The organism is Rhodococcus sp. 05-339-2 (assembly GCF_002258965.1).
Lineage (GTDB): Bacteria > Actinomycetota > Actinomycetes > Mycobacteriales > Mycobacteriaceae > Rhodococcoides.
In genome coordinates this window covers 117,342-143,250 of sequence record NZ_NOYW01000002.1, presented here as the reverse complement: position 1 = coordinate 143,250, position 25,909 = coordinate 117,342, and the positions used below count along the sequence as shown (strand labels likewise).

General features: G+C 60.5%; 17 protein-coding genes and 3 pseudogenes. 6 read left to right on the top strand and 14 right to left on the bottom strand.

The window, feature by feature from the left end; all coding sequences use genetic code 11:
- The first annotated feature begins 63 nt into the window (after positions 1-63).
- The 4 genes from CH273_RS00720 to CH273_RS00705 all read left to right on the top strand — a co-directional run bounded on the left by CH273_RS00720 (position 64) and on the right by CH273_RS00705 (position 4,970).
- Entirely contained in the window at positions 64-561 is a 498-nt protein-coding gene (locus CH273_RS00720; protein WP_179274791.1) for an NPCBM/NEW2 domain-containing protein, read from the top strand.
- 77 nt (positions 562-638) lie between these two features.
- Positions 639-1,925: a pentapeptide repeat-containing protein gene (locus CH273_RS00715; RefSeq protein ID WP_032393657.1), complete on the top strand. Its 1,287-nt coding sequence runs from the start codon at positions 639-641 to the stop codon at positions 1,923-1,925.
- Between the two features lie 657 nt (positions 1,926-2,582).
- On the top strand, positions 2,583-3,752 hold the full coding sequence (locus tag CH273_RS00710; RefSeq protein ID WP_052049216.1) for a PucR family transcriptional regulator: 1,170 nt from the start codon (positions 2,583-2,585) through the stop codon (positions 3,750-3,752).
- Between the two features lie 57 nt (positions 3,753-3,809).
- The gene (locus tag CH273_RS00705) at positions 3,810-4,970 is read left to right on the top strand and encodes a cytochrome P450 (protein ID WP_052049227.1); all 1,161 of its coding nucleotides are present in this window, start codon (positions 3,810-3,812) and stop codon (positions 4,968-4,970) included.
- Between the two features lie 770 nt (positions 4,971-5,740).
- Here the strand turns inward: CH273_RS00705 and CH273_RS28420 are convergent.
- The 10 genes and pseudogenes from CH273_RS28420 to CH273_RS00660 form a co-directional block, all read right to left on the bottom strand.
- Positions 5,741-5,836 (bottom strand): DUF1330 domain-containing protein, encoded by a 96-nt coding sequence (locus tag CH273_RS28420; protein WP_369679413.1) that lies wholly within the window; start codon positions 5,834-5,836, stop codon positions 5,741-5,743.
- Entirely contained in the window at positions 5,812-5,946 is a 135-nt protein-coding gene (locus CH273_RS28015; RefSeq protein WP_254925546.1) for a DUF1330 domain-containing protein, read from the bottom strand. The genes CH273_RS28420 and CH273_RS28015 overlap by 25 nt, the downstream gene beginning before the upstream one ends.
- A 173-nt stretch (positions 5,947-6,119) precedes the next feature.
- The gene (locus tag CH273_RS00695; protein ID WP_052049215.1) at positions 6,120-7,742 is read right to left on the bottom strand and encodes an FAD-dependent monooxygenase; all 1,623 of its coding nucleotides are present in this window, start codon (positions 7,740-7,742) and stop codon (positions 6,120-6,122) included.
- A gap of 1,682 nt (positions 7,743-9,424) precedes the next feature.
- Positions 9,425-10,918 (bottom strand): adenylate/guanylate cyclase domain-containing protein, encoded by a 1,494-nt coding sequence (locus CH273_RS00690; RefSeq protein ID WP_179275397.1) that lies wholly within the window; start codon positions 10,916-10,918, stop codon positions 9,425-9,427.
- 1,053 nt (positions 10,919-11,971) lie between these two features.
- Positions 11,972-12,253, bottom strand: a complete 282-nt coding sequence (gene catC, locus CH273_RS00685; RefSeq protein WP_032393654.1) for a muconolactone Delta-isomerase — start codon at positions 12,251-12,253, stop codon at positions 11,972-11,974.
- A 19-nt stretch (positions 12,254-12,272) separates the two neighbouring features.
- Positions 12,273-13,396, bottom strand: a pseudogene (locus tag CH273_RS00680) (muconate/chloromuconate family cycloisomerase).
- A 51-nt stretch (positions 13,397-13,447) separates the two neighbouring features.
- Positions 13,448-14,199 (bottom strand): annotated as a pseudogene (locus CH273_RS00675) (dioxygenase family protein).
- A 293-nt stretch (positions 14,200-14,492) separates the two neighbouring features.
- A complete protein-coding gene (locus tag CH273_RS00670) occupies positions 14,493-15,467 on the bottom strand; it encodes an amidohydrolase family protein (RefSeq protein WP_032393653.1) in 975 nt (324 codons plus the stop codon).
- Between the two features lie 66 nt (positions 15,468-15,533).
- Entirely contained in the window at positions 15,534-16,805 is a 1,272-nt protein-coding gene (locus CH273_RS00665) for an FAD-dependent oxidoreductase (protein WP_032393652.1), read from the bottom strand.
- Positions 16,806-16,838: 33 nt separating this feature from the next.
- A complete protein-coding gene (locus CH273_RS00660; RefSeq protein WP_052049213.1) occupies positions 16,839-18,089 on the bottom strand; it encodes an MFS transporter in 1,251 nt (416 codons plus the stop codon).
- A gap of 34 nt (positions 18,090-18,123) precedes the next feature.
- Here CH273_RS00660 and CH273_RS00655 point away from each other — a divergent pair, with 34 nt between their 5' ends.
- A complete protein-coding gene (locus CH273_RS00655) occupies positions 18,124-19,143 on the top strand; it encodes a LysR family transcriptional regulator (protein WP_230596600.1) in 1,020 nt (339 codons plus the stop codon).
- Positions 19,144-19,342: 199 nt separating this feature from the next.
- Positions 19,343-20,203, top strand: coding sequence for a hypothetical protein (locus tag CH273_RS00650; protein WP_230596599.1), 861 nt, complete (start codon positions 19,343-19,345; stop codon positions 20,201-20,203).
- Here CH273_RS00650 and CH273_RS00645 read toward each other — a convergent pair.
- The 4 genes and pseudogenes from CH273_RS00645 to CH273_RS00625 form a co-directional block, all read right to left on the bottom strand.
- Positions 20,200-20,667, bottom strand: coding sequence for a DUF488 domain-containing protein (locus CH273_RS00645; RefSeq protein WP_032393729.1), 468 nt, complete (start codon positions 20,665-20,667; stop codon positions 20,200-20,202). The genes CH273_RS00650 and CH273_RS00645 overlap by 4 nt on opposite strands.
- Positions 20,668-20,735: 68 nt before the next feature.
- Positions 20,736-21,907: pseudogene (locus CH273_RS00640) on the bottom strand (site-specific integrase).
- A 334-nt stretch (positions 21,908-22,241) separates the two neighbouring features.
- The gene (locus CH273_RS00635) at positions 22,242-23,042 is read right to left on the bottom strand and encodes a DUF2637 domain-containing protein (protein ID WP_052049211.1); all 801 of its coding nucleotides are present in this window, start codon (positions 23,040-23,042) and stop codon (positions 22,242-22,244) included.
- Between the two features lie 992 nt (positions 23,043-24,034).
- On the bottom strand, positions 24,035-24,955 hold the full coding sequence (locus CH273_RS00625; RefSeq protein WP_230596598.1) for a ParA family protein: 921 nt from the start codon (positions 24,953-24,955) through the stop codon (positions 24,035-24,037).
- Positions 24,956-25,909: the final 954 nt, after the last annotated feature.

Below are 25,909 nucleotides of genomic sequence, written 5' to 3'. Positions count from 1 at the left end.
TACGTGAACCGGGACAAGGACAACGCCGCATCGCCGGAACCAAGCCCACCAATATCGGAACCGGTGACTTCACCTGTCACACCACCCCCGACCAGCACACCCCGATCGTCTGTGCCGAGAACCTCGACAACGACGACCACACCTCGCCCACCAGCGCAGATCTATCTCGATGAGCTCAAGGCGATCGACGGCGGAGGACTCCGCACCGGATCCGCCGAAGTCAACGGCGACGTCTATCCGCACTCTCTGTACGCGAACATCGGCGGCTGCCGAACTTCCGGCCGCTACACCTACAACATCGGCCGCGACTGGACGACGTTCGAGACCACAGTCGGACTCCGCGACGACACCGAGAGCCAGACGGTCGCGCAATTCGAGATACTTGCCGACGACGTACCGGTGTACACCTCCGGCAACCTGTCCGTCGGGCAATCCGTGCCCGTCAGCGTCCCGGTCGACAACGTGCTCCAGCTCAAGATCGGCTACGTCTTCGTCGATGGCGACATGGGCCTGTGCAGCGACGCCGGGAACGTCGTCTGGGGGGACCCAACCCTGCGGTAGCAAGCGCCAAAACACACGGCGTTCGTCGCAGGCACAGCTTCGATCACACCCTGGGAACGGGTAGTAGGAGACAACTGATGGCTCTACGTAAGCACCCCGAACAACCCGAGCCATCGGAACCGTTGCTGTCGTTGATCCTGTTGGGAATCGGCGCGTCCACCCTTGTTGGCGCGACCTTCTTCTACTTGTTCGCCTGGCAGCAGCAGGGTCCGTTCGGCAATTTCTTCCTCACCGGCGTGGCCGGCCAACAACTCTTCGACGCCGCGCGAACGACGCTCACGCTCGTCGGCATCGTCGGCCTCGGCGGTGCTTCCTTCATCGCCTACCGCCGACAACGCACCACCGAGAATGCACAACAGACGGCACTGAGAGCTCTCGCACTGGGCCAGCAGCAGTTCAGTCAAGACTCCGTACGCGCATTACGAGAGCGCTATACCGCTGCAACAGAGCAGCTCGGGTCCCACTCCTTCGCTGTACGGCTTGCCGGTCTCTACGCCATCGCAGCTCTCGCAGACGACTGGCGCGCGAGCGGCGAACCCGGCGAGCAGCAGACGTGCATCGACGTCATCTGCGCATACCTACGCACACCCACCATTCCTATGAGCGAAGTCCTCGACGACGCCCGCGAGTTGATTTCCGTCGAAGACGAACAAGCCGGCTCGAAGGCCGAATACGAAGTGCGGCGCACTGCCGTTCGGATCATCGCCGAACGAACGAGACCCCGAGCGACACCGCCTGCTCCCGGCTCGTACCCAGACTTCGTCGACGGACCGTGGTCCGACCGCCGATTCGACCTCACCGGTGCCGAATTGGTCGATGCCGACTTCTCGAGCTGCACATTCGACGACCTCGATCTCACGAACGCCCAGTTGCTCGGCCAAACGACTTTCAGCGCAGCCGAGCTTCGACGGGTGCGCTTCACAAATGCCCGGTTTCGCGCGCGTGGGCAGAGGAAGGGAGGTGCCGACTTCTCGACTGCACATCTGAGGGCCGCTATTTTCGAAGACGTGCGCATGTTCGTCCCCTGCGGGTTCGAGCGAACAAAGTTCAAGGACTCCGCTACCTTCCGAGGGGCCATGTTCACCGGATCGGTCTCGTTCGTCAGCGCCCGCTTCTCGGAATCGAGCGCAACGCTGTTCGACGAGGTCAACTTCGGCACCGACCACGTCACCTTCGCCCGCGCACGTTTCGACGGCCCGGTCGATCTCTCGAAAGTTGATTTCACGTTCACAAAAAGTATCGACTTCACAGGCGCGACCGGCGGTACTCCCCCGCGCATTGCGCGGGACACCCGTGATCGATTCGGGGGCTGGCCGTGGATCGACGCCGCCGATCCCGACACCGACGAGCCAGAGCCTACGTAGAGCGAGTGTGGTGACGCCACCGATTCGATAGCGTCACCGGTGGATATCGGGCAGCCGTGCGGGCCTCGGAGTTCAGCCAGAATTCGATGAGGACTGTCAAGGACACGGGCGCGTCCATCTCGGCGGGTTGATGGTTTCAGGAGTGTCGCGCGTGGAGGCTGCGATCGTTGGCCGTGGCGTTCGGTTCCGGTTGGGGCCGGGCGATGTTCAGTTCTACGAGTGCGAGGAGTCGCGCTGTGTTCGCTGCGATTTCGGCAGGTAGTGGCGGTACGTCGAAGGTCTGATTTCACATGCTTGCCGAGTGCGGCAGTGGATACGACAGAATTGTTCTCTCGCAACGCTTTCAGGTCTACTGCTCTTGATCTGTCTTTGGGTAGAGCAGATGGGTGGCGGTGCCGTCGAAGTGTTCGAGGCGCGCCGGCCAACTTCCAGTCCGAAGTGTGTTCGACGCCGACCGAATGAGAGAATTCCTCGGTTGCAGTAGATCGATCCACTTGGGGGTGAGCGGTGGCGGAAGATGGTTCGTGGATCCTGCACCTAGGCCCGGACGTTCCCTCGGCTATAGCGGATTCTGCGCTTCCGCAGGCCTGGGTTGGTCGGCTGTCCGCAAGCATCGGGACCGGGCCAACCGGCTGGGCGGTCGAACTGAGCAAGTCGATGGCTTCTCGTATTGTCGACACATTTCCCGAGCTCGGGGCCAACGGCGTCTACCACGAACTCCGTCGAGGCTGCGAAGCTGCGACGATGCTGGGGATTTCGCTCGCTTCTGGCATGCCTGTGTCGCCGTTGGAGGAATTGCCGGCACTGCTGTCAGCACCGTCGGAATTGGTGAGCCGAGGGCTCGGCGTAGATCACATGCTCCGGAGTATTCATATCGGACACGCCGTCGCTGTGCAGGCGTTGCTCGCGGCTGTCGAAAGCAACTTACCGGTCGAGGAACGGTTCGCCGAGGCCGGCCGATTGTTGACTCTGCTGTCCGCGGTTGCCGAACAGCTCGATGCGCGCCTGGCGCGCCGATTCGAGGAAGTTCGGGCAGCCTGGGAGGCGAGCTCGACGGCGCTTCGAAGTCGGTTCGTGAACGACATTCTGAGAGGCGGCCCCGTCTCGATGGATCAGGCCGAACGAGCCTTAGGATACGACTTGGCATCGCATCATGTGGGCGTCGTCGCATGGTGGGGCGATTCGGTGGACATGACACCTAATCGAATGGTCGACCTGGTACGCACGGCATTGATTACTGCCGGGTTCGGTCCGGTACTGACGCTTCCGGTCGGGCAGCGACGGGTATGGGCGTGGGGCGCAACACAGAACATGACAGTCCAACCAGAGCTCCCGCCGAGCCACCGGACCACGGGTGTGTACTTGGCGTTGGGCGAAGGAAAATCGGGGGTCGACGGTTTTCGTCAGACGCATCGTCAGGCGGTCGAAGCCTCCAGGGTCGCGACTGCATCGAGTCGAGGACCGCGAGCATTGACTCGATTTCGAGACGTCGATCTCGTCACGATGGTCTCTGCCGATCCGGCGGCCGCTTGGGAATTCGTTAACCGTGAGCTGGGTGAGCTGGCCGCCACGGATGAGATGACGCAGACCCTGCGATCGACCCTCAAGCAGTACCTGGAGTTCGATCGGAGTCTGCAAAAGACAGCACATCACATGCACATTGCGCGCGGAACCGTGGCCCACCGTGTGTCGAGGGCGGAGCGACTTCGAGGCCGAAGTGTGGCAGAGCGTCGAATGCAGCTCGAAGCTGCTCTTTCCTTGATCGTGGATTTTCCCGCCCTACTGACCAATGCGTCGCCGAATGGAACTCGAGACCAACCGCTGTAGAAAACGCGACACGCGAGTACATTGATTGACCCGCCGCCGTCCCGAAGCATGGAACACATGCGCCCTTCGCTCGATCTCGACCTGTACGGCAGAAAAGCTCTCGAATCTCCGCTCGGGACCTACCGGTCCATCCGCGATACAGGTTCAGCCGTCTGGCTTTCGCGTCACCGCATGTGGGCTATCGGCCGATATGCCGATGTCCGTGCGGCACTGCGGAACGATGCCGTGTTCGCCAGTGGCAAGGGAATCGCAGCGAACCGGCTCGTCAACTCACAGAGCTACGACACCGTCATCTGCAGCGATGGTGAAACGCACACCCGACGACGACGAGCGATGCTCGAATACCTGGGTGCCCGCAAGGTCGCTCCGTTGGAGAACGAGCTAATTGCTCGCGCAGAAGTCTTGGTCGACGACCTCGTCTCTCGGAAAGACTTCGACGCGGTGAGCGACTTCGCATCGGTACTACCGGTGGAGATCGTAGCCGATCTTCTGGGCGTCACAGTCAAGCCGAGCAGACTGCTCAGGTGGGGAGCAAGCACCTTCGATGCGGCCGGTCCGATCAACATACGCAGCGCTAAGGGGTTGCCGAATGCACTGCGTCTGAAGCGATTCGGTAGCAAGCTCCGACCGAGCGACGTCGCTCCACACAGCTGGGCGGCGAAGATGTTCGAGGCAGCCGATGCCGGGAAACTGACCCATGTCGACGTGCGCGGTCAGGTCATCGACTTCATGGCACCCAGTCTGGACACGACCATCCTGGCATCGGCAGAAATGCTCCGACTCCTCGGCGAGCGTCCCGAGCTGTGGGACCGAATCAGAGAAGACAATGAATTGATCGGGCCGATGGTCGCCGAAGCGGTGCGTCTGTCGTCTCCGATCAGAGCTTTCACCCGTGTCACCAAAGCCGACGTGGAGGTAGGCACTCAGCTCGTTCCGGGCGGCTCGCGAGTCGTGTTGCTCTACGGATCCGCGAATCGGGACGAGCGACAATTCGAGAACCCCGACACCGTCGACCTCAGTCGCTCTCCCAACGAACAAATAGGTTGGGGCGTCGGCGCACACGCATGTGCCGGAATGCACCTCGCCCGTCTCGAAATGCGCGCCCTGCTGACTGCAATGGTCCCGCGCGTTCGGCGTGTCACCTTGACCGGTCCCGGTGTGTCGTTGGTCAACAACACGCTTCAAGGGCTCGTGTCGCAGCCCGCAGCGTTTGATTGATCTTAAGCTGACCCCTGGAATAGGTTAAAATATCGACGCTGCCGCGTAAGAACTGCCGCACACATGAGAAATGAACTCCGAACCGTTGCTGATCGACGGCGCGCAAATGTCTCGTCCAATCCGCCGATGATGGTTCCGCGGCCGGGTGACTAGTTGACGTAGGCGTAGGTCCCAGTCCCAGGCACTCGGTCTAGCGAAGCCGGGAGATCTCTTGTCGCGCCGCCCATGACTCGCCCCGGCGACGGGTGTCCGCTATCGTTTGGTTTTGCGGGCGTGGTGGAGTTCGGCGGGGCCCATTCCGGGCTGCTGACAGTGTGGCCGTATCGGATTGGCGTGGTCGAGGTGGTACGCCCGACATGCTGACCATCGGTAGCCGTTGACGAGATCTGCAATTCATGATTGCTGTTGCTCAAGTACTGGTGGAGGAGGACGACCTCCCGAAGAGAAGCTACCCCGAGGGAAGTGTTGGTAGCCCTGTTCGGTGAAGGTCCCGACAGAAGGATTGCGGGGTGGACCGCGGCGTCGATGTTAAAGATCGAAGAGTTAATTCCCGAGGCTCGTGAACTGTCTTTTTCAGTTGTGTTAGATGTCCTCTTACTTCATGAGCCACTTCGCCTGCGAAGTCCGACAGCGCAGATTGCATCTATCGGCTCGGGTAGCGCGATTCACTGTTCGACACTCGGCGGTGTGAAGCCTTCGAAGACGGCAACGTTGCTGCTCGCAGCCTTATGCCGCTGGTCAATAACGGCTTGGTAGTCTCGACCGGTGTATCAGGCGTTCGCTGCGGCGACGCTTTCGAATTCGAGTATGACGGTAACGTCGCCATGCCAGTCTCCCTCGGCTACGAGGTGTGGTGGTCCTGCGATGATCGCTTTCCCCCGGCAGCGATCACGGACGGAACTGCTGCCGCACTGTATGCGGCGAGCCCGTCCGAGTCGCTGACCTTTTCGGTGAAGACGACGTATCCCTTGGGCACGGTGTGGGCTCTCCCTGTCTGGTCGTGACGCGGTTGAATTATGCTGTCTTGAAAACCTGTGGGACGCAATTCTAGGCTGCCGGCAGTGGAGTTGCCCTTGATATCTCTTGTCGGTGTCCAGGTGCCCTCCGGGCACAGGGATCCGGGAGCCCTATGACGAACTTGGGCCGCCATTACGGCACCGGCCTGATTCCGCTTGTGACCGAAATGATTCGCTCGTAGTCCGAGGCTGATATTTCGCGGTTACTGCAGTAGATAAACCTGTCGGGCCGAACAAGCACACCCCGGACCCGCGACCGACGCATCTGGCGCTCGAGCACTCCCTCACTGTCGACATAGTGACCGGACGTGGTCCTGTGTGCAGCAATTGCCGAAGAGTATTCAAGTTTCACTTCATTGACTCCGGCCGCAGCGAGTTGTGGCGGGATCGGTGCCGACGGGAACCCCATCCAGGTCCATTTGTTGTCGAGCAATGCGTCGAACCGGACCGGCGTCAGATCCGAGCCAGTAACCCAGGGTTGCTCGATGAAAGAACCTCGGGGGCTGCGCCACCTCGAATTGACGCCGAACAAGCCGCCGTCGGTTCCGAGTTCGTAGCGGGGCTTGAGTCCATTGCTAGTAATCAACGAACTCAGTACCGGAAGCCTCATTGCATTGCGAATCACGCTGTCGCGCAGACGAACCGCGGCACCGTTGTTCAGCATCACCAGCCCGCCGATGCGTAATGAAAATTGGGTCAACTTTGTCACGTTCGGACGTCGTTCCCTCTCGTACGTTGCTAGCAGATCGGGATCGGCGAAGGCATTAAGGACCGCGCCGATCTTCCAGCACAGGTTCGCAACGTCGCGGACCCCGGACGACACTCCCTGGCCGGCGAACGGCGGCATGATGCGTGCGGCGTCACCTGCCAAAAATACTCGGCCTTTGCTCCACCGTTCAGCCTGACGGATATGGAAGGTGTATCCCCAGCTTCGGTAGATCTCGACTTGGTCGAAGTCAATTCCACGTTCGGCCAGTAGGCCGCGCAGGCCCGTCTCGGTCTGTAGTTGCTCGATGGTCTCGCCCTTGTTGACTCTGAATTCGACGCGGTGGTAACCAATCGGGCATGGGCAGTCGACCCCGGGACGGCTCGGGTCGGCAATGAAGGTGAAGTCCAGTGGAGCGTCTATAGGCAGGTTGTACCAGGCGCGTAGTTGAATGTCGAACCATGGCTCTTCGATGTGTTTGCCGGGCAATGCAATTTCAAGGAGTTTGCGGATCGAGCTGGAACCGCCGTCGCACGCGATCACGTAGCGCTCGGTGATCGTCCGGTCCTGCCCACCGTCTGCTCGACGGAGCGTGATGATCGCGCACTCTTCGTCCTGCGTCAGGTCGACCGCCTCGTAGCCGGGCATAACAGTCACGGTCGGGAATCGATCGATACCCTGGCGGAGAACACGTTCGAGCTCGGGCTGATGGTAGTAGCACATCCCAGGCACGCCCTGCCCGTGGCTTTGCGACGATGTCATCGACAGAAACGTCCGATTGCCATTCTTGAAGTGCACCCGCACATCAGACGACATCGTGGCCAGCATCTCGTCGAACAGCCCGAGCCCCTGCCAGACCCGGTGCGCATCTTCGTCTGAGGCGATGGCGCGCTGGCGCGGATAGACAGAGATATCGCGCTCCACGACAACAGTCCGGATACCTAGTTGACCCAGCAAGTTGGCGGCCGTGGCACCAGTGGGACCGAGTCCGATGATGACCACGTCAACATCGATGCCGGGAAGGACGACGTCACCGTTTCTCCTGGTCATGCTTCCTCCTCGATAAGGGCCGAGCGCCTTGGTCTCGCGCAAGAGGCTGACTGACGCTAGCGCCATGCATGACGATAACGTCAACTACTAGAGAGTAGTGCACGGATCACTCGCACGGCACTACTCCCATCTGCTTGGAGGCGAGGACGGTGGGCAACCCGACTGCAACCTCGCCGAAGTCGGTCACCGTCTAGCCGGCAGAGGCCTGGCCCATGCGGGCCGCGTGATAGCCGGTCAAGTACACATCGGAGAGGCTGGGCAGGCCCGGAAGCAGCCTGGAGGATTCGTCGACGCCAGGCACTGCCACCAGGGTCCCGTCTGCGTGGACGATGCGTTGGAACTCGGCTTGGGTGCCGCCATCTCTTCCGCCGAAGAACTCCGCGTCACCCGGTGGGACGCCGAAACGGCGACCGGCTCAACGGAAACTACCGATCGAGCGCTTCAACTCGCACCATAGGCGTTTGATGGAGCATCTTGGTCCAGCCTGGCCATCCACGGCCCAGACCACGTCGCCACCGTCGGCGATGCCAAGTAGTCGTGAGATTCTTCGGCTGGAACCGCAGCTCAACCTTCCACCATCTGCACGTAGCCGCGTTCCGTCCCGGGGCCAATCAGAGTCGTGCCTGAGCAGACGACTCACCCCACTACGGCGGGTGGAAAGCCAAAGCGGAGCCGCCACCCGGCCCGGAATGGTGTTCGTTAACGACAACGGCCCCTACCACTAACCGAGTTCAGCACAGCGGGCCATCAGGCAAGTGCAGGTGTGAGTCCTGCGGCCGGGCGATGATTCACCGGTGGGACGGTACGGGTGACCGTTACGAGTAGCCCCATGTATGGAATCTGGTTGCCGAACAGTCCGGACAGTATTGCTCATCGTCACCGAGTGTCCAGCTTGAGGTCGGTGCGACAGATACCAACCCTTGATTTGGCTCGTATTCACCCTGGCCGCACGCGGTGCAGTCCCCGTTGCCAAGCTGCAGGCTGCTCGTTCTGTCAGCGCATGCGACCGCCGTTCTGACCGCGGCGGAAGCCGCGACCAAGGCCGGGAAGAAGGTCGCTACGTATACGGCAAGCGTCACCGATTGAGTACAAGTGGTACCGACGAGATCGTCGTTGCTTCCAGATCCAGGTGTCCCGCCACGTGGAATTCCTCTCGAAGTCGAAATACGTCCCCGGAAGGGTTCGATGGTACGAATCATAATACATAGGCGCTGGCACCGCGCCCACCGAACGCGCAAGCTAGCCAAAAACCAACAGATCATCGTCGGACCGCTCGTGGTCGCATTGGTAGGTGAATTTGCGCTCATCAATGTCGTCCGGAAGAGCACGACAACCTGGTGGAGGCCCCTACACCCGGCCCAGGCTCCTCGCACTCGGCCGATCCGGTTCGCCGACCTCGACACCGCCAAAGCCCAGCAACACAACGACTTTCCAACATCCCCCATCACCACTGGTCGAGATGGCGTTCTGCCGATCTGCGGTTCTTCCCAGGAGTCCTGACAGACCCAAGAATGGTCATGGGTGTTTGTCGTTTACTCCTCCTACCGGTTGCTTTGACTCGACAAGCCGGAAGGACGCTTGTTTGCGCTTACCGACACCGAGGGCAAAGCGCGTAAGGTCCTACGCGAGCCAGAGGTGGTGCGGTATGACGGCTCGGCGTGCTGCGTATTTTGCAGGTGTGTTCATCCGGCCGACCCGGCGAGGGGTACGGCTACTGTCGGACCTAGCGACACCCCGTGTGGTTGTTCGGGCAGATCTAGGACGTGCCATTGCGCGGCTGTCTCGTTCTCGGCAGCATCGATAGTGCCAGAGGAAGCGAGTATTCCCCCCGGGAACGACTTGGCTATCGTGGACAACTCGATCGCTGCTGCCACCGGCTGACCGAAGATTGTGTACTCGTGCCGTTGGGCTGTCCCGATGTTCGCTGCTATCGCATCCCCTGTAGCGACTCCGATCGACACTCGACAGGCCGGGAGTTCGACCCGCAGCCGAGCCCTCAGCGCTAGGGCACAGCGCAGGGCCTGTGCTGCGTGGTTCGATGACGAACTCCCGGAGACTCCGAAAACCACTCTCGCCGCATCTCCCTCAAACTTGTTGATGAATCCGTTATGTAGGGATACGGCTTCGGCAACCACTCCGAAGAAATCATTGAGTATCTCGACAACCTCAGTGGGTGAGCGCTCCAATGTGAGCGACGTGGACCCGATTATGTCGACGAAAAGAACTGATACAAAACAGGATTGCCTTGTGAGACTGTATCCGCTTTTCACTGCCTCTTTGACGACCTCTGATCCAACATGTTTGCCAAAGAGATCATAAATCCGTGCACGTTCCTCTAGGCTTTCCGCCATCGTGTTGAAGCCGACCTGCAGATCCCCAATTTCGTTCCGCTCGGATATCTCCACCCGCGTAAGTTGGCGAGTGTGACTATCTTCGACAAATCTCATCGCGCTTCGTACTCTGCGGATCGACGATCGAACCGCTAATTGACCGAGCACGGCGAGCAGAAGACCGAAAACCAACACGACTGAACCCAGACTCAGTATCGAAATAGCCAGCACCGTCTGGCCGCCGTCGGGCACGGCTTCCACGCCGCGCCACGCGATGTCCCGAACATAGACGAACAGCGCTATGAGCATCAGACCGACAACCGGAAGTCCGGTACCCAGAACCCAAGAAAAAACCGTGTGGTGCATCAACTTCTGCGATACAAAGCCCGCGCTGGGGGGTGCCCCCGCCAAGGCTCTGACTGCCGTAGCCCGTAGCAGGAAGACACTGGTGTAATAGTTGACGGCACAGACTACAGTCCCCGCAAAAAGAAGAGTGATTCCAACCTGCAAGATTGCTCGCACATCGATAGCTCCGCACAGGACGGTAAGCAGAGTGCATGCACCTAACCAGTACGCCATCTGGATGCGCGTGAGTACCGAGGGAACCGACAACGCCCGTTCACGCTGAATTAATGTCGGCTCGAAGTCATCTTTGAAGGTCCAATCCACTCTGCGCAAGGCAGTTGCGATGCCCACAGGGATACCTACCGATAATGCCATTAGCATATAGATGGGCATGACCAGAATCGTTATCCAGAAGAACTCTCTACCTCGTAGATCTGCACCAGGCACAACCCACCGCAAGAGCACGAACGCGATGACCGCGCCGATCAGGTTTGAAATCACAAGACAGGCCGTCAACACCAGACGAAGCAAAGATCGTCTACCCATCACACATCCGCCCCCCTCGCCAAACGCCTCCGGCACCGTAGTATCACCATCTTGTACCCACAAGCGGCGGCCCGTGCGGGGGTTGCGGGAGTTCGTCACCCGATCCGGGACATTGGAAGAGTTCGATTGCTCGCAATTCGTCACTTTCGCAACTATCGGTGATCGCGTACAAGTCAGAAACGTTCCTTCTCTCGCCGATTGACTTGTCGAGGTAGACCCGATCACGGGCGATGCCGATCAAGCAGAGAAACCCGATCTTGAATGCGATATCCCGTCGGGTGTTGCTGCTCGTCACGCACATCTGGCGCGCATTCTCGTCGACCCGAGCGTAATAGTTCCAGTGGGAGGCTAGGGGGAAATGCAATATTCCGGTGGACGCTTCCAAGGGTCTGTCTGGAGCCTGGAGTAAGTCACCATCACTTGCGTCAGTTTCAGAAGACCCCACTTCAGAAATTGACAGCCTGGCCAAACGCCGCAAGGGGTGACTAGAGCCTCGAAGGTATTACCGAGGGATCTCCACCCCACACGAGCCGCGACGTCAGACGAGATGGGACGACCGGGTAGGAAGTGCATCGCAATGTCGAGTGGAGACTCGTCGAACGAGGTTCGTACGTTCTCGAGGACTTCGTTCGAAAGTGCTGTCCCTGTTCGTAGTCGACGTAGACGAAGAGGTCAGGACGAGATTCACGGCGCCGGCCGCTGGCAGGTCGAGGTAGTCGTCGCCGACCCAGACACCATTTCGCTCCCAGTGATCAGGTATGTTGTCGCCATCGTCATCGGGCCATTCCCACCACCGCGATTCAGGCGACTGACTTTGCGGGACGTTGCGCACATCGTTGAGGCTCGGGACACCATCGGTGACAGTGACCTCTTCACTCTCGTGGTTCGGACTCCAACCGTGTGCGTCGGCGTTGGACGACGCCCAGCTGCCGTATCTGAACGCATCGGCTAGTTTTCAGCTCTCCGATAAGTGGAGCGGCAAGTCGGGTTCTCGCCCGAACGGATCGGCTACTTGACGTCGGATGCGTGGCGTGTGAGGGGCAGGACCTCGATGGTCATGTACGGAAAAAGCGGCAGGTTCCACAGAATCTCGTGTAGCTCGTCGGCGTCACGGACGTCGAAGATGCTGAAGTTACTGAACTGCCCTACGATTCGCCAAATCTCGGGCCATTTGCCGTCACGCTGTAGCTGCTGAGAGTATTCCTTCTCCCGTGCGACCGTGTCGGCCCTTACCGCCGGGTCCAGGTCGTGCGGGATAGCTACGTCCATCCGGACGTGAAAGAATGCCATGGGTCAATCCCCTTGTTCCTTAGTTTCGAGTCCACGTCTTGACGGCATCCAGGTTGAGTTCCACTCCGAGACCTGGACCTTCCGGCAGAGGTGAACTTGTCCGTTCTCGTATCGAAGCGGAACCTGAAGAAGTTCCTCATCGAACAACAACGGCCCGAACAACTCGGTGCCGAAGTCGATGGCCGGCTCGGAGCATGCGAACTGGATCGATGCCGCCGTACCGATAGGGCCCTCGATCGACGTGGCGCCGTGGCAGGCAACACCGGCAGCCTTCGCTATTGCTGCGATCTCCGCACTCTTCTTCAGCCCACCGCTCTTGGTCGTCTTGATCGCGATGATGTCGGCCGCGCGCCGCTGCACGATCTCGAGCGCGTCGTGAGGAGTCCGGACACTCTCGTCCGCCATCACCGGCACCGGCAAAAGCGCGTTGAGCTCGGCGAGGACCTCGAATTGGTCTGCGGGGGTAGGCTGTTCGATCATCTCGACGCCACCCGCGGCCAGTCTCGGCAAGTATTTCAGAGCGGTGAGACGATCCCACCGAGCATTCATGTCAACGCGCACCCCCGCCTTGCCCTCTAGCGCCTGTGCAATGCGAACAACACGTGCTATGTCCTCGGCCGGATCGAGTGCCCCCATTTTCAGTTTGAAGCTGAAATTGAGGTTGGCGTCGAGCTTCTCCTGCGCCTCTCCGACGATCTCGTCGGCCGATGCCGCACCGAGTGCCCATGTCACGTCGACACTACGGCGAAACGCTCCGCCGAGGAGCGTATGCACCGGGATATCGAGCGATCGCGCCCACGCGTCGTGCAAGGCGACGTCGACCGACGCCTTGGCGAAACGCGCGTTGGTAACGACCCGCTCGATGTCCCGCTGGATTCCGGTGATGTCGTCGACACGACGACCGACAAGCACAGGCACGATGTACTTCTCGACGATCGCCTGCATCGTCTCGACCGACTCACCGCCCCACCATGGGCCTCCTGGCACGACACCTTCGCCGTACCCCACTGCCCCGCCTCTGGTTCGGACGGCCACCAACAGGAGCGGCTGCGCCGTCATCGACGTTGTGGCGAACTTGTGTGGCCGGACAAGAGGAACGTCGAGGATGGTGGTGGTGACGGATTCGATCGTCAGATCGGACATCGGCCTTCTTTCCAGAGGTGGAGATAGCTTCGATTTCGGCGCCGGCGACGGTCAGGCCGGGTCGAGGACGAAGTCGTAGCTGACGTAGTCCTTGCCGCCGCCTCCCGGAACCGGGTCGAGGATCAGCTCGGGCTTGGTGGCCGTCGCGACATCGTCGTCCACGTACTCGCCACCGCGGAAGTACAGCTGAGTGGTCACCGACGCTTTACCGGGGGCCGAGACGATCAGGTGTAGGTGCGCCGGACGCCACGGATGCGCCGCCTGTGCCGCGACGAATGCGCCGGTCGGGCCGTCCGTCGGAATCTGGTACGGCGCAGGCTGAATCGTTCCACGTGTGCACCGGCAAGGCCGTTGCCGTCCAGATCTTTGACCTGGCCGGAGAAGACGAGCGGGATGACCTTACGATCCTCGTCACGCATCGGCAGCGTCGCAACGGATCCGAGCTCGGGAGCACCTGCGATGTAGTACGGACCTTCGATGCTGCCCTTGGTGCCCTTGCGGCTCTTCGCAAGAACCTCTTCGACGGAGTGCTCGATGAACACGTCGAGGAACAGCGGCCACTCCCCGCCCTCGCCGACGTCGATGAGCCACTGCTTGAGCACTCGGTACTCCGGGTAGGTCACCTCGTGATCGATGATTACTTGATTGAGCGCTGCTAGAGCATCTTTCGCGATGGCGGCGACACGCTCGGGCGGAGTGTCCGCGGAGACACGCTCGTTCTTGAACTTGTCGGTTGCAGCGCTACCGGACCCGGCCGCGGTCGGAGTCGCGACGGTGTCGCTGCGGGCTTCTGCTGTGGTCATTGTGGGACTCCATAAAGCTGAGGTTGCAGGAAGGCGTAATGGCTTATTGCTCACCACCCATACGCGATGCTCTGGCGGCTGTGGTGCGGCGTTGGTTGCCATGGGGTGTGCGACGATCGGGTGCCGACGAGCAGCGGTCGCACATGGTGTGGGTTCCAGTCGAGGTTTGTCGACGATCAGTCCGACCCCTCTGCGGGGGGCGACGCACGGACCGGGTCGTCTACGGCTCAATGTGCGCTATGGCGGACTTTTGCAGAGCGCGATCCGTGCGTCGTCCACGTCGTGCCAGTTAGCTAGATTTTCAACAGCCGCTGTGCATTGGTACGGGCAATCTTGATGTGGTCGTTTTCGTTGAGTTCGAGCCGGTCGAACCATGTTGCGGCTTCGCGCATGTCTTCGAAGGGATAGTCGGCGGAGAAGAGCAGCCGGTCGGTTCCGACTTCTTGGATGGTGTTGAGCAGTGCCGGCGACCGAAAGTTTCCGCTGGTTGTGAGGTAGAAGTTGTTGCGTAGATAGTGTCCGAAGGATCGTTCGATCTTTATACCTCTCGGTGCCACCGCCACTCGGTGGTCGGTTCGCCAGATGTTGTACGGCAGAAGCTCACCGAGATGGCCGAGAATGATCGATAGGTTCGGGTGCCGGTCGAAGAGCCCGCTGCCCATCAGGCGTAGTGCGTGGGTTCCGGTTTCGACAGAGAACGCCCACGCTGAGCCGTAGAGCCAGGGATGCCCGTTGTACTGAGGGCTCGTTGCTTCGAGCGGGTCGCGTGGGTGTAGGTAGACGGGGACGTCGAGCTCTGCGACGGTGGCCCAGAATTCTGCGTACCGCTCGTCGTCGAGGTAGACGACGGTGTTCTCGTCCCCGATCTGAGAGAATCCGTTGACCAGCGCCCCAACCAATCCCAATTCGGTTACTGCTCGTCGGATTTCACGAGTTGCTGCGTCGGGGTCTTGCATGGGCAGCGCTGCGAAGGACGCAAATCTGTCGGGGCGCTGCGCGACCTGCTTGGCTGCGTAATCGTTCAAACGTAAGGCCCAGTCGACAGCGTGTGCGGTGTCGTGGAGGGATTGGATTCCTGGTGAGAGTAGTGAGAGGACAGCTTTTTCGATGTCGCATTCGTCCATCAGGTGTAGTCGCGACTCGTGAATGTCGAGCAGCATGTCACGGTGTGCCGGCCATGCATCGGCGGTGAAGTGTGTAGCCGATTGCTCGACGATGTTCGGATCGGTGGCACCGAAGTGCTCCTCCAGTGCGATCTTGGCGACCATGGGATTCGACTCCTGTTTTCGTTGTTGCGATAGGACTTGCTGTACGGGCGGCGAGACGGGCAGTGATCAGGCGTGAACGTGTTCCGGGAGCCGGGCGCCTTGGCGTTGGAGTTCGCCGCGCACCGATTCGGTAGTGCACTGCGTTGTCAGGGCTTGTTGGGCGGCGGCGACTCCTGATGCCTGGCCGGTGGCGAATGCTGTCCCCATCACTCGGACCGATGCCCCTGCTTGACGGTCTCCGTCGAGGGTGCGCCCGGCGGCGTAGAGGTTGGAGCGGTTTGTGCTTTGCAAGCAGCCGAGCGTGATCGGGAAGTATCCGGGTTCTCCGATGAATGTCCATGTCGAGGGTCTGCCGGCTCCTGGGTGGTATTCCATGGGCCAGGCGCCGATGGCAACAGCGTTCTCCGTGGTGGTGGGGTGGAGGATGTCGTTTTCAGTGAGTTTGTCCCTGGCGATGATGTGCCTGGATTCGCGTGTGCCGAGTTCGGGTCCGGTGGTGACGATGTACGCGTTCTCGGCGCCGGGGATCGTACGCAGCGCATCGAGGTAGGCCTGGGCTTGTACACGGGCGTGACTCTCGGCGCGGCTGGTGTCTCGGGCGGACCGCGCGTCGTAACCCTCGTCGACGAGGTAGGCAATCACGTCCCCCGAGATCGGCATTCTGGCAACCAGGCCGGACTCGGCTAGCAAGTTCGTCTTTCCTGATGCTTTGGCATCGCGGACGGCCGCACCGAGGGTGGCGACGGTGACGTCGGCGTCCGCGTCGATGCCGCCGAATCGGACTCCGAGGCTGCCGTTTTGGACCCAGCCGTCGGTTCCGTAGCGAACGTCGGCGGCAGCGTGATGGGCCAGATCGGCGTCACCGGTGGCGTCGACGAAGGCGTCGGCGGTGAACTGGTGAAGACCTTCGTGGTCGGCGACGTCGATGGAGGTGATGCGGTCTCCATCGGTGTGGGCGCCGATGAGCAAGCTGTGCAGGCGCACGTCCACACCTGCGTCGCTGCAGAGTTGGTCCAGGACCACTTTGACGTTTTCCGGGTCGAAGACGACGGTGACGGCGTTGTACTTGCGCGGTGCGCTGACGGCGCCGCGTGCTTCGAGTGCGGCGACGACTTCGTCGGCGACCCCGAAGACCATTTGCGTGAGGTCGTCACGCGTGTAGAGACCCGCGTAAGTGACGACATTGCGCAGGGTAGCTGCCCCACCGAGGCACGGTCCGCGCTCGATGAGCAGTGTGCGAGCCCCTGCCCTTCGGGCGCCGATTGCTGCAGCTACTCCGCCAGAGCCGCCGCCAGCGACGATGACGTCGTAATGATTGTCGTTGCTGGTCGATATCATGAGATATATGTCAACTTTCCGTGTTCAGGTTTCTCAGTGTGCGGAGACGGGCTTGGTGGAGGTTGTGGCTGCGGGGATGACTTCGTGGATGTCGCTGCTTCGCAGGAACAGCAGCGGAAGGACGGCCAGCAGCGGTCCGGCAGCGAGGACGACGAAGACCGTCTGGAACGAGCTCGTCGCTCCGTAGACCAAGCCGACAACAGTGGGCACGATGGTGCTGCCGAGCTGCCAGAATGCGTTGACCCCGCCCGTGGCGGATCCCGCAAGTTGTCCTCCGGACAGTGATGGAATCATCGCCATGAGCACGGGACTGTAGACGTAGGCCGCGATCCCCAAGAACGGTGCGATCCAGAGGAATTGGGTTGCGGTCGTGGCGAAGCTGAAGACGATGAGGCATGTGGCGAAAGCAACGAGGATGGCGATGGCAAGATTTCTGCGGCTCAACCCGAGTGCGTCACCGATGTAGCCGATGACGGGTTTGGAGAACACTGCGACTGCTCCGAAGATCACCACGACCGTTCCGGCTCGGACCGGATCGATTCCGGCGCCTTTGACCATCAGCAAGTTCGACCACGTCACGAATCCGTAGGTACCCCAGAGGGCACCGAACCCGGCGAGACCGAGCATCAGCAGGCTGCGGTTGCGAAAGAGCGGGCGCAGGTTCGGTTTGTTCGATTCGCCATCCCGGCGAAGGATCAGCGGACCCTGACGCAAACCGAGCAGGCAGACGACGCCGAGAGCGATCGAGATGAACCCGAATAGGTGGTAAGAGGTGCGCCAGCTGTGCGACCCGATCAACGAGGGAACAACGGCGTTGGCGATGACGAGTCCGAGGGAGGTAGCGGTCATGAAGATACCCATCGCGAAGCCGCGACGTTCGGGTACGAACCAGCTGGTGATCAGTTTGACGCCGGCGCCGACTTCTGCGCCGGCACACAGTCCGATCAGGGCCTGAAACAGCAGCCCCAGGGCTTGACTCTCGGCTTCGCCGAACGCGAGCATGAAACCACCGGACATCAAGATCGACAGTCCGACCGTTCGGCGGCTTCCGAACCAGTCGGCGATGAATCCTCCGACAGCCGTCGAGATGACATAACCGATGTAGTAGGTGGTGGCAAATATTCCGAGACCGGCGACCGCCACTCCGAGATCTTCGCCGACCGAGCCGGCTGCGGGTCCCCATGTCGCCCGGTCCACCGATGTCATAGTGAAAGCCGCCCAGCACAGCGTCAGCACGACCCAGCGATACCTGGGGTCGGATGCGACGGGGGTTACTGCAGCCATTGTGATGTTCCTTTCGATTCATTGAGAGCTCCGCATGAACTCACGATTCGATGTGGCGCCCGCCACAATGAAAACTCAGATTTCGGCGCCGATCCAATGCCGATGTCCACTTGGGGGTATCAGGCAAAGTTATAGAGTGGTTCGGAAGAGGAGAGTCAGCAACATGGAACTACGTCAGCTTCGCTATTTTGTGGAGGCGTTCGACCGCGGTTCGTTGTCGGCCGCCGCCAAATCGTTGGTCGTTTCGCAGCCTGCTCTGACCCGGCAACTTCAGCTGCTCGAGCGTGAGTGTGGTGTGGCGTTGTTCGAACGAGTGCCCACCGGATTGCTACCTACCCGATCCGGGACAGCGCTGTATCAGCACGTGGTCACAATGCTGAGATACGCAGACTCCGCACGAGATGCGGCACGCGAAGCCGGGCCCGTGCGGGAGACAGTCGAGATCGGGTTGGCACCTGGGCTGGCGTTGCCGTGGCTGGACAATTGGATCAACGCCGTTCATCTTCGGCATCCAGAGGTGTATCTATCGCTGTCCGACTCCAGCAGCAATACTCACCTTCACAGGATCCGCTCCGGCCACCTGGATATAGCGTTCTTGCATGAACCACCGCCGCAGGATCTGTACCAGCAGCTCGTCCTCGAAGACGATTTCGGAGTGGTGATGGCCGGCGACCCTCTGACTACGGGCACCGACGACACATTCGAACTTCGGGAACTCGATGCTCTCGATGTACTGGTTCATTCGCGCGAACAAGTTCCCATCGGCCACGACCAACTCGTCGCCGCCGCTCACCAAGTCGGTGCGAATCCACGATGGCATTACGCGAACTACACCGAAAACGCTCATGCCTGTATGCGTGCCACCGGCGCCACAGCGGCGATCATGGCCCAAGTCAGCGCCGACAGATTACTCCCCGGATGGACGTGGAGACGCCTGGTGAACCCATCTTTGGTCATGCACACCTGGCTTGTCCGGCAGAACGTTGTGCGGCGGGCAGTCGTCGACGTCTCCACCACCATCTCCGATGCCGTACAAGAACAAGCGAAACAATGACACTCGGGCATGCTCGCTTCCGTGTCTACTTGATCGTAAGAGGGTGCATGGTTGCGGCCCGCTCCTATGGGCACAGTTGGCTTGAAGATGCTGGCTGCCCCGGCACTGACGGGGTACGCCACTAAGAGCGGAGCGGGCATTGGTGCCGCGCAGCTTACTTCGCTGAGAAGCCGCCTGATCGAACCGATACGCTGCGTCGATGGACAAGATCAGGGAGTTGGTGATGCTCAAAGCGCCTCGGCCCGGAGAGGAAACGGCCGAATTGATGGTCACCGTCAAGACTTATCCGAACCCGAGCGAGACATATGGGGAGACGGTCTGTGTGGCGGGTGTCCGACTCGACCGCGGGCGTCCTGAGTGGATTCGGTTGTACCCGGTAAAGTTTCGGAACGCAGACTTCGACAGTCGCTTCAGGAAATACGAGATCATTCGAGTCAACGGTACCTACCATCAGGCCCGGGACAATCGTCCCGAGTCTTTCCGTCCTCGTCAAGACGAACTAATACACGTTGAGCAGCTGGACACGAGCAGTAACTGGTATCGGCGGCGACAAAATCTCGACGGTTTGATTGGTAGCACGACGATGTGTGATCTGCTCGATCGAAACCCTCTGGGTGGCATGGGAAAACCATCTCCGTCGCTGGGTTTGATCAAACCGAGCGACATTGAGACCAGCGTGGTCGAGGGAGATCGTTGGACGGTCAACGAACAGGCAAAAATCGACAAGGCCTCGGCTCCAGACCTTTTCGGAACGTCCGTTCAGCCTCTGGAAACTGCCCCGTTTGCGGTGCGGTACAAGTACCGCTGCGAGGCTCGGAAGTGCAGAGGTCACAAGCACGACCAGAAAGTTCTGGACTGGGAGGTAGGCCAGGCAGGGCGACGTTGGCTGCGCGAGTACGGCGTTGACGGGGTCAAAGAGGCGATGCTGAAGAAGTGGCGCGATGACCTGTTGTCTTCAGGCAACGACGTCCACTTCTTCGTTGGTAATCAGAATCGTCGCCGACGCTCATTTTCGGTCCTCGGGGTGTGGTATCCAAAGGTGGAGGACACGTTGTTCTAGACGTGCACCACTTCAGCGTTCGGACGCGTCCTGAGAAGTCGGTCTACCACGATGTTGCGATGGCACTCGGAATGGTTGTCTTCGAAGCACAGAAGCGCCACTGCACCACCGTCCATGAGCTCACACACGTGGGCAAGTGCGTCGGTTGCTGCTGCCGTATCGAGCACCTGGTGGTAGCGAATCAGCGACTTAGCTTCGCCAGCGCGGAATCCGGCTCGATTGTCCTTGGGGTTGCCTAGGGCTCTGTGATGAACATAGTCGATACCGGCAGCGCGAAGGGCTTCGCCCAATTTCGTCTTCGACAGCCCCGGCTTGCGACTGAGAGGGGTTAGGCGCACGTCGACCAGAACGGTCACGTTCTGCCCAAGCAGCTGGTTTACTAGATCGCTGACTGTCTTACCTTCGTAGCCAATGCTCACGAGGGTTCCTACTGAGGTGTTGTAGCTGGAAGCAACGGTTCCCACGGCACTATCGTGCACCATCCGCCAAACGCGCTCGATAGCACCCAGGATGCGGCGTGACATCTCTTACCTCACAGGCCGATGTCGGTCACGGCGTTTCCGACCAGAGGGGCATGCTCCCGGCGGTACACCTCGACGGAGTCGAGTCTGGCGTGACCAGTTTGACGTGCGATGGCGGATCCGTCGGCGCGCCGTTGCGGGTGCTTTGAGTAACGAACCGGGCGCGAAGTGAATGCCCACCGAGTTTGGCGATGGCCGTGGGGTCGTAACCGGCGTGTGCGGCGCGGCGGCGAATGGTCTGGTGGATGGCAGCCCCGGACAGCGGCGTGAGGCCGAGGTTGCCGTTCTTCGCGACAGCCCGCAGCAGCGGTGCTCGGGCGGTGCGCGGCACTCCCCCGCGACACACATGAGCGTCGAACGGTTTCAGCTTACGCAGCAGGCGGATGACGGACGGTCGGCCGCCGGTGTCGAAGGCGGCGAGGACCTGCATCCAGCGAACGCAGGCGCAGGGTGGACAGGTTTCGTAAGACCCTGTGTAGGGCAGGGGTTCACCGCTCCCCTGCCCTCCTGATCGGTCTTCGACTTCCGTATTCGCACGTGTAGACCGTCGTGCCGGTGCACGGTGGTCGCCCCACAGCAGCTCGGAGAGCTCGCTGCGGCGGAACGCGCGCCGGCGAACCCGAGCAGCAGACTGGCTGAGTCGCGGCGCTCGAGCACCTCGTCGGCCCACGCCCGGCACCTTTGTCTGGCAGTACCGACAAGGATCTTGATGTCGTCGACCAGAAGCGGGTCCCGGGGGGGTGCGGGGCCGGTCGCCCGCTGAGGCGTACTCCCGACGGATCCCCGACATCGTCGCGGTCACGAGTTCGTGTGCGGATGGGGATAGGCGCCCTGTTGTGCGGTGCTGGTGGTTGATCGCGGCGATCCAGGTGCCGAAGGTGGCGACGGCGTAGGCCCGCTCCCCCGCTTCGGTGCGGGTGTCGGCCGCGTCGACGAGATAGGCGGCGACCGTGACCGGGCGCGCCGGCAACGCGGCGTACCCTTCGCGCTCGCACCAGCCGGCGAAGCGTCGCCACCCGGCGGCGTAGGTGCGCCGGGTGCCCTCGGACCGTGACGATTCGACTAATTTGGCGATCCGCGTGGCCACGGCCGGTGGGATCTCGGGCTCCGTTGCCGTCGACGCAAGCTCGGCAGAGGCTGCCGTTGCGCTCACCGCAGGCGTTCGGCCTGGTCGGAAGGCCATAGCTCCAAGCCTAGCGCAGGTCACGGACAGGTCTGCAGAGAAGAACTGTGCTGAGGTGGCGTTTTGCTGTAAACGCTGCGGAAAATGCAATTTGCGTTCTAACATTCCGCCCGATTTGGACGCGTACCGCTAGGTTAAATTCTATTCTTCCGCAGCGTATTTAGAAATACAAGCGCGCACAATGCTGCCAGTCGAGATGTACGCTCTCGTAGATGTATTGCCGTTCAACGGATTTGCCTCTATCGAACGAGTCTTGACTTGTTGGCCGCATGTTCGGAGATGGGAGCTTCAACCACTTCCTACGCTCGACCCTAAGTGTGCGCGAACGGCACTGCTAGACAAGCGCAGGCAGGCTCTCTGGATGCCCGACTGCGGGTTTTTCGTTCAGTGCGGCAATCGTTTGTTGCGAGCCGCACTGCTTCGCTGTTGTCATCTGCAGGTCAAACCAAGCGGCGAGATGCACGCTCACAGTGGCCGTCTGGACGTCGAGTTCGGCGGCAACATCATTGTAGCTCCAATCAGGGTGTTGGAGGTACACGAGTACAGTTGCCCAAACATCGGGATCGAGTCCCCCGCTCACGCGCGCTGGAAAGGCCGAAGATACGGCGTTGGACCAATCCGAACCCAGCTGCTGCTCGCCGTCGGCCGCGAATGGACGATGCGCTCTTGGCGCACGCAGAATGACCGCAAGCACCTCCGTCATCGCGAGGAGAAAGACTGGAGCGACAGTAGCGATTCCGGATGCCACAACGGCCGGGACCGAATCTGGGGTCAATGTTGCGTGGTAGCCGTTGCCGAAAATCGACGCGCCGGCGGCGACGGCTAGGACGGTAAGTATGAACCTGCGACCGCGAACCGTTTTCGGGTCGGTGTGGTGAGAAAGGGCCAGTGCAATTACCGTCGTTGCGACGATCGCGCCGTCAAGGACAGCGGGCAAAGCCCAAGCGAGCCGTGGATCGGTTCCGGCCATAACCGCTAACTCTCGTAGCGCCGCAAACGACAGCCAGAACGAGGACGCGGCGATCCCCACGGTCAATGCGATACCTGTCATCAACGCGGCAAAAAGCACCCGCGGTTGGACTGTTGGCTCTGCTGACTGGTCGACCGCGACGCTTAGCTGCTTGCGCGCGTCCATTCAAGGCTCCTTCTGTTGGCGACTGCGGGCGTCGATGCCCTGTAGGACTGTTCACGATTGTTTGCTGAGCGTCTAACCGCTTGCAGCAGTTGGAATCGTCGTAGTACAGCGGAAAGCCCGCCGCGCCAGTTTGCAACTTCAGTTGACTCGCAGGTACAGACGTAACGCCTGCTCGACGAGAGCGCTTCGACTGCCAGCGCCCCAATCGCCAGCTAACTGGTCGAGGATCGCCGCGTCCGAATTGATCACGCCCGCGAGCGGAACCCGAGACAGCGGTGCGCTGTGCCGCCTGCGGGTGGGCCTTCCCACCTCCGCGCGTCTAAACATGCCTGTGCCCGCTGTCGCGGCTGCGTCTGCCCAGTGCGCCTTCAGGTCGTCGGCGTGCTTTTCGACGGCATCCAGAACGACCTGTCCGTAAGAACGCGCTGTTGTGGGGTTTGCGCCCCGCTCTTCTAACGTGAGCGTTCGGAGAGCGCTATAGACCTCGTGTGGAAGTGCCACTTCAGGTGGAGCTACACGACCTGCGTTCGTCGTCGAGTCTCGTTTTGAGTTTCGCCGTCGCGCATCAGTACGACGTGGGGCGACGGTTTGTTTCTCGTCGGTGTCCTGAGGTGCAGCAACCTCTAAAGCGGCTTCCCCGACTGCAGAGGGAGTGGCGTCCTGCGGATTCGGGGCAGGTTCGTCGTTTGCCGCGGGTCCGTCTTCGAAGCCAACCGAAGCGCCTTCTCCCGTCACAGAAGCATCGTCCGCCCCCACGATTGCCAGCGCCTGGGGTCGCTCCTCGCGGAGCGGATCGAACGCTACGGGCCTATCAGCTGTGTTTCCACCCGTGCTTTTCTTCTGAGGGTCGGCGTCTGCACTCTCAACCAATTGCGGAGCGTTACTCCCGCCAGCCGCTGCGGCATCACGTACCAGGTTGAGAGGGGGAAGTAGATCGTCGAGATCGTTAAGAGCGTTCGGATCGAACGCGGCGGCACGACGCTTCCTTGTGCTCATGCGACGCCGCCCGCAACCGCGTCACGTTCAACGTTTGCAACACGACCTAAAATCTCGCGGGTGAGCCCTTGATAATCCGACGCAAGGCCGGATGGATCTCGCGACCACAACCGGTCAGTGGACTTGTTCTTCTGACGTAGCCTCTGCAATCGATTTTTCTGGTCCGATTCGGCGACGTCCACGAGCTCCAACGGAGTGAGATGGCGGGTCCGAAGGTCAACCGCGGCAGCACGGTCAGATCGAATGAATGTCTCGAACGGGTCCGCGCCGCTACCTTCGAGGAGCTCGTTGACCTGTTCGAAAACCTCACGGTTTCGTGCAGTCGCGCGGGGGTTTGTGTCGAAAAGGACCACGCCCAGCAGCTGAATAGACGACCCGGCTTTCCGTGCTCTGAGGTAGCGCATCGCCAACAGTTCGACGCCAGACAAGCTGGCGTCATCGTCCTTTGTGGGGACGACGAGGTAGCGGGCTGTACCTAGCAGGGCTTCAAGGAGTGGGGCATCACCCGGCCCGGAATCAATAAGCACCAGATCGTACTTTTCAGCGTCGTTCAGATTATTGAGCGTTTGAGTCAGATTGCGGCGCAGGTCGATTCCCGTTTGCGCGGCGGTCGCTGCGACAGATGCGACAACCGCCAGTGCAGGCCCACCAGCGATGACATCCAGGTTTGGGCGGACATCTCGAACAGGGGTGAGTGCCTGCGCAAATTGCAGCGCCATGCTGAGACCGCGTCCACCGTCTCCTTCGACTCCCAGGTCGGATGCCGAGACATTGGCCTGCTGGTCCGCGTCTACGACAAGTACGCGCCGCCCTGCGGCGGCGACCATGCCCGCCACGGCGGAGACAATTGAACTCTTACCGACACCGCCTTTCTGGTTCGCGACCAGCACTGTCCGAGAGATTCCGGTTGTCGTCACCCGTATGAAGGTACCGGAGAGCTGCAGTCCATGGGTACTGCGACACGCGCTGTAAAACGACTCCTTGTGGGGACGCATTTGAGGCTGTTGATCGGGTCGTTGACATTGCTGGCTGTAAGGTCAGTCTGCCGACCGAGTATGTGAACGCTGAAACGACTTGTTTTCAGTATTTGTCAAGGTACTTGCTATCGGTTGTGGTTGCAGCCCGACCAATGTCAATAGGTGCTGCTTCAAAAACAGCCGTTTCAATATCCTTGCACACTTCCAGACCAGTGGTCTTTAGCACGCTTGGTTGCACAGTCTTGGCACATTCCTGAGGTGTCGCTGTACGTAAGAACTTTGATGCTGACAGCAAAGCGGCTATTCATAAGCGCTTTAAAACGTACATATCACAGACCTATTCGCAGGTCATGGTTCCGACCCGACGGATGTCTGTATCTACGGTTTTAGATACGGACCCTCATATAGACGCTTGCATGGGCTTGTAACTGAACATTCCAACGTACAAACACATGACCGTATGAATGTTCAGTTACAGTACCTGCTGCGCGTCCATTCTTCCGCTCGTCGGTATGAGCATAGACGCGGCGATACATATGGTCTTATGTATGGGCTTGCGTATGGCCATATGTACGGCAGCAGGCAAACATGCAGGTCGTGTGCGCTATATCGTCCATATCATAGCACCGATGAGGTCGGTGAACGTCGGTTCTGTGCACCCGTGACACTGCGGCCATTGAAGCTCAACTAGACCCTATGCGGAAGTCTCGGGCCCCCCACCCTGTGGATGTCACTGCTCAGCGGCACGAGCGGGCAGAGAGGGCCTATGTTGGCACGCCACCCGTCGAGACCTTCACTATTCGGAGTCCCAGCGACGGAGACGCGGAACCAAGTACCGCCCTTGACCGGAACGAGCTGGACATCAGGCGTACGACGGAGACCACGACCCTCGGT

Bases quoted from the DNA above. Each gene is read 5' to 3' on its own strand.
- CH273_RS00715 (WP_032393657.1), top strand. From the start codon at position 639: ATGGCTCTACGTAAGCACCCCGAACAACCCGAGCCATCGGAACCGTTG.
- CH273_RS00710 (WP_052049216.1), top strand. From the start codon at position 2,583: ATGGCTTCTCGTATTGTCGACACATTTCCCGAGCTCGGGGCCAACGGC.
- CH273_RS00705 (WP_052049227.1), top strand. From the start codon at position 3,810: ATGCGCCCTTCGCTCGATCTCGACCTGTACGGCAGAAAAGCTCTCGAA.
- CH273_RS00695 (WP_052049215.1), bottom strand. From the start codon at position 7,742: ATGACCAGGAGAAACGGTGACGTCGTCCTTCCCGGCATCGATGTTGAC.
- catC (WP_032393654.1), bottom strand. From the start codon at position 12,253: ATGGCATTCTTTCACGTCCGGATGGACGTAGCTATCCCGCACGACCTG.
- CH273_RS00670 (WP_032393653.1), bottom strand. From the start codon at position 15,467: ATGGTCGCCAAGATCGCACTGGAGGAGCACTTCGGTGCCACCGATCCG.
- CH273_RS00665 (WP_032393652.1), bottom strand. From the start codon at position 16,805: ATGATATCGACCAGCAACGACAATCATTACGACGTCATCGTCGCTGGC.
- CH273_RS00660 (WP_052049213.1), bottom strand. From the start codon at position 18,089: ATGGCTGCAGTAACCCCCGTCGCATCCGACCCCAGGTATCGCTGGGTC.
- CH273_RS00655 (WP_230596600.1), top strand. From the start codon at position 18,124: ATGAACTCACGATTCGATGTGGCGCCCGCCACAATGAAAACTCAGATT.
- CH273_RS00650 (WP_230596599.1), top strand. From the start codon at position 19,343: ATGGACAAGATCAGGGAGTTGGTGATGCTCAAAGCGCCTCGGCCCGGA.
- CH273_RS00635 (WP_052049211.1), bottom strand. From the start codon at position 23,042: ATGGACGCGCGCAAGCAGCTAAGCGTCGCGGTCGACCAGTCAGCAGAG.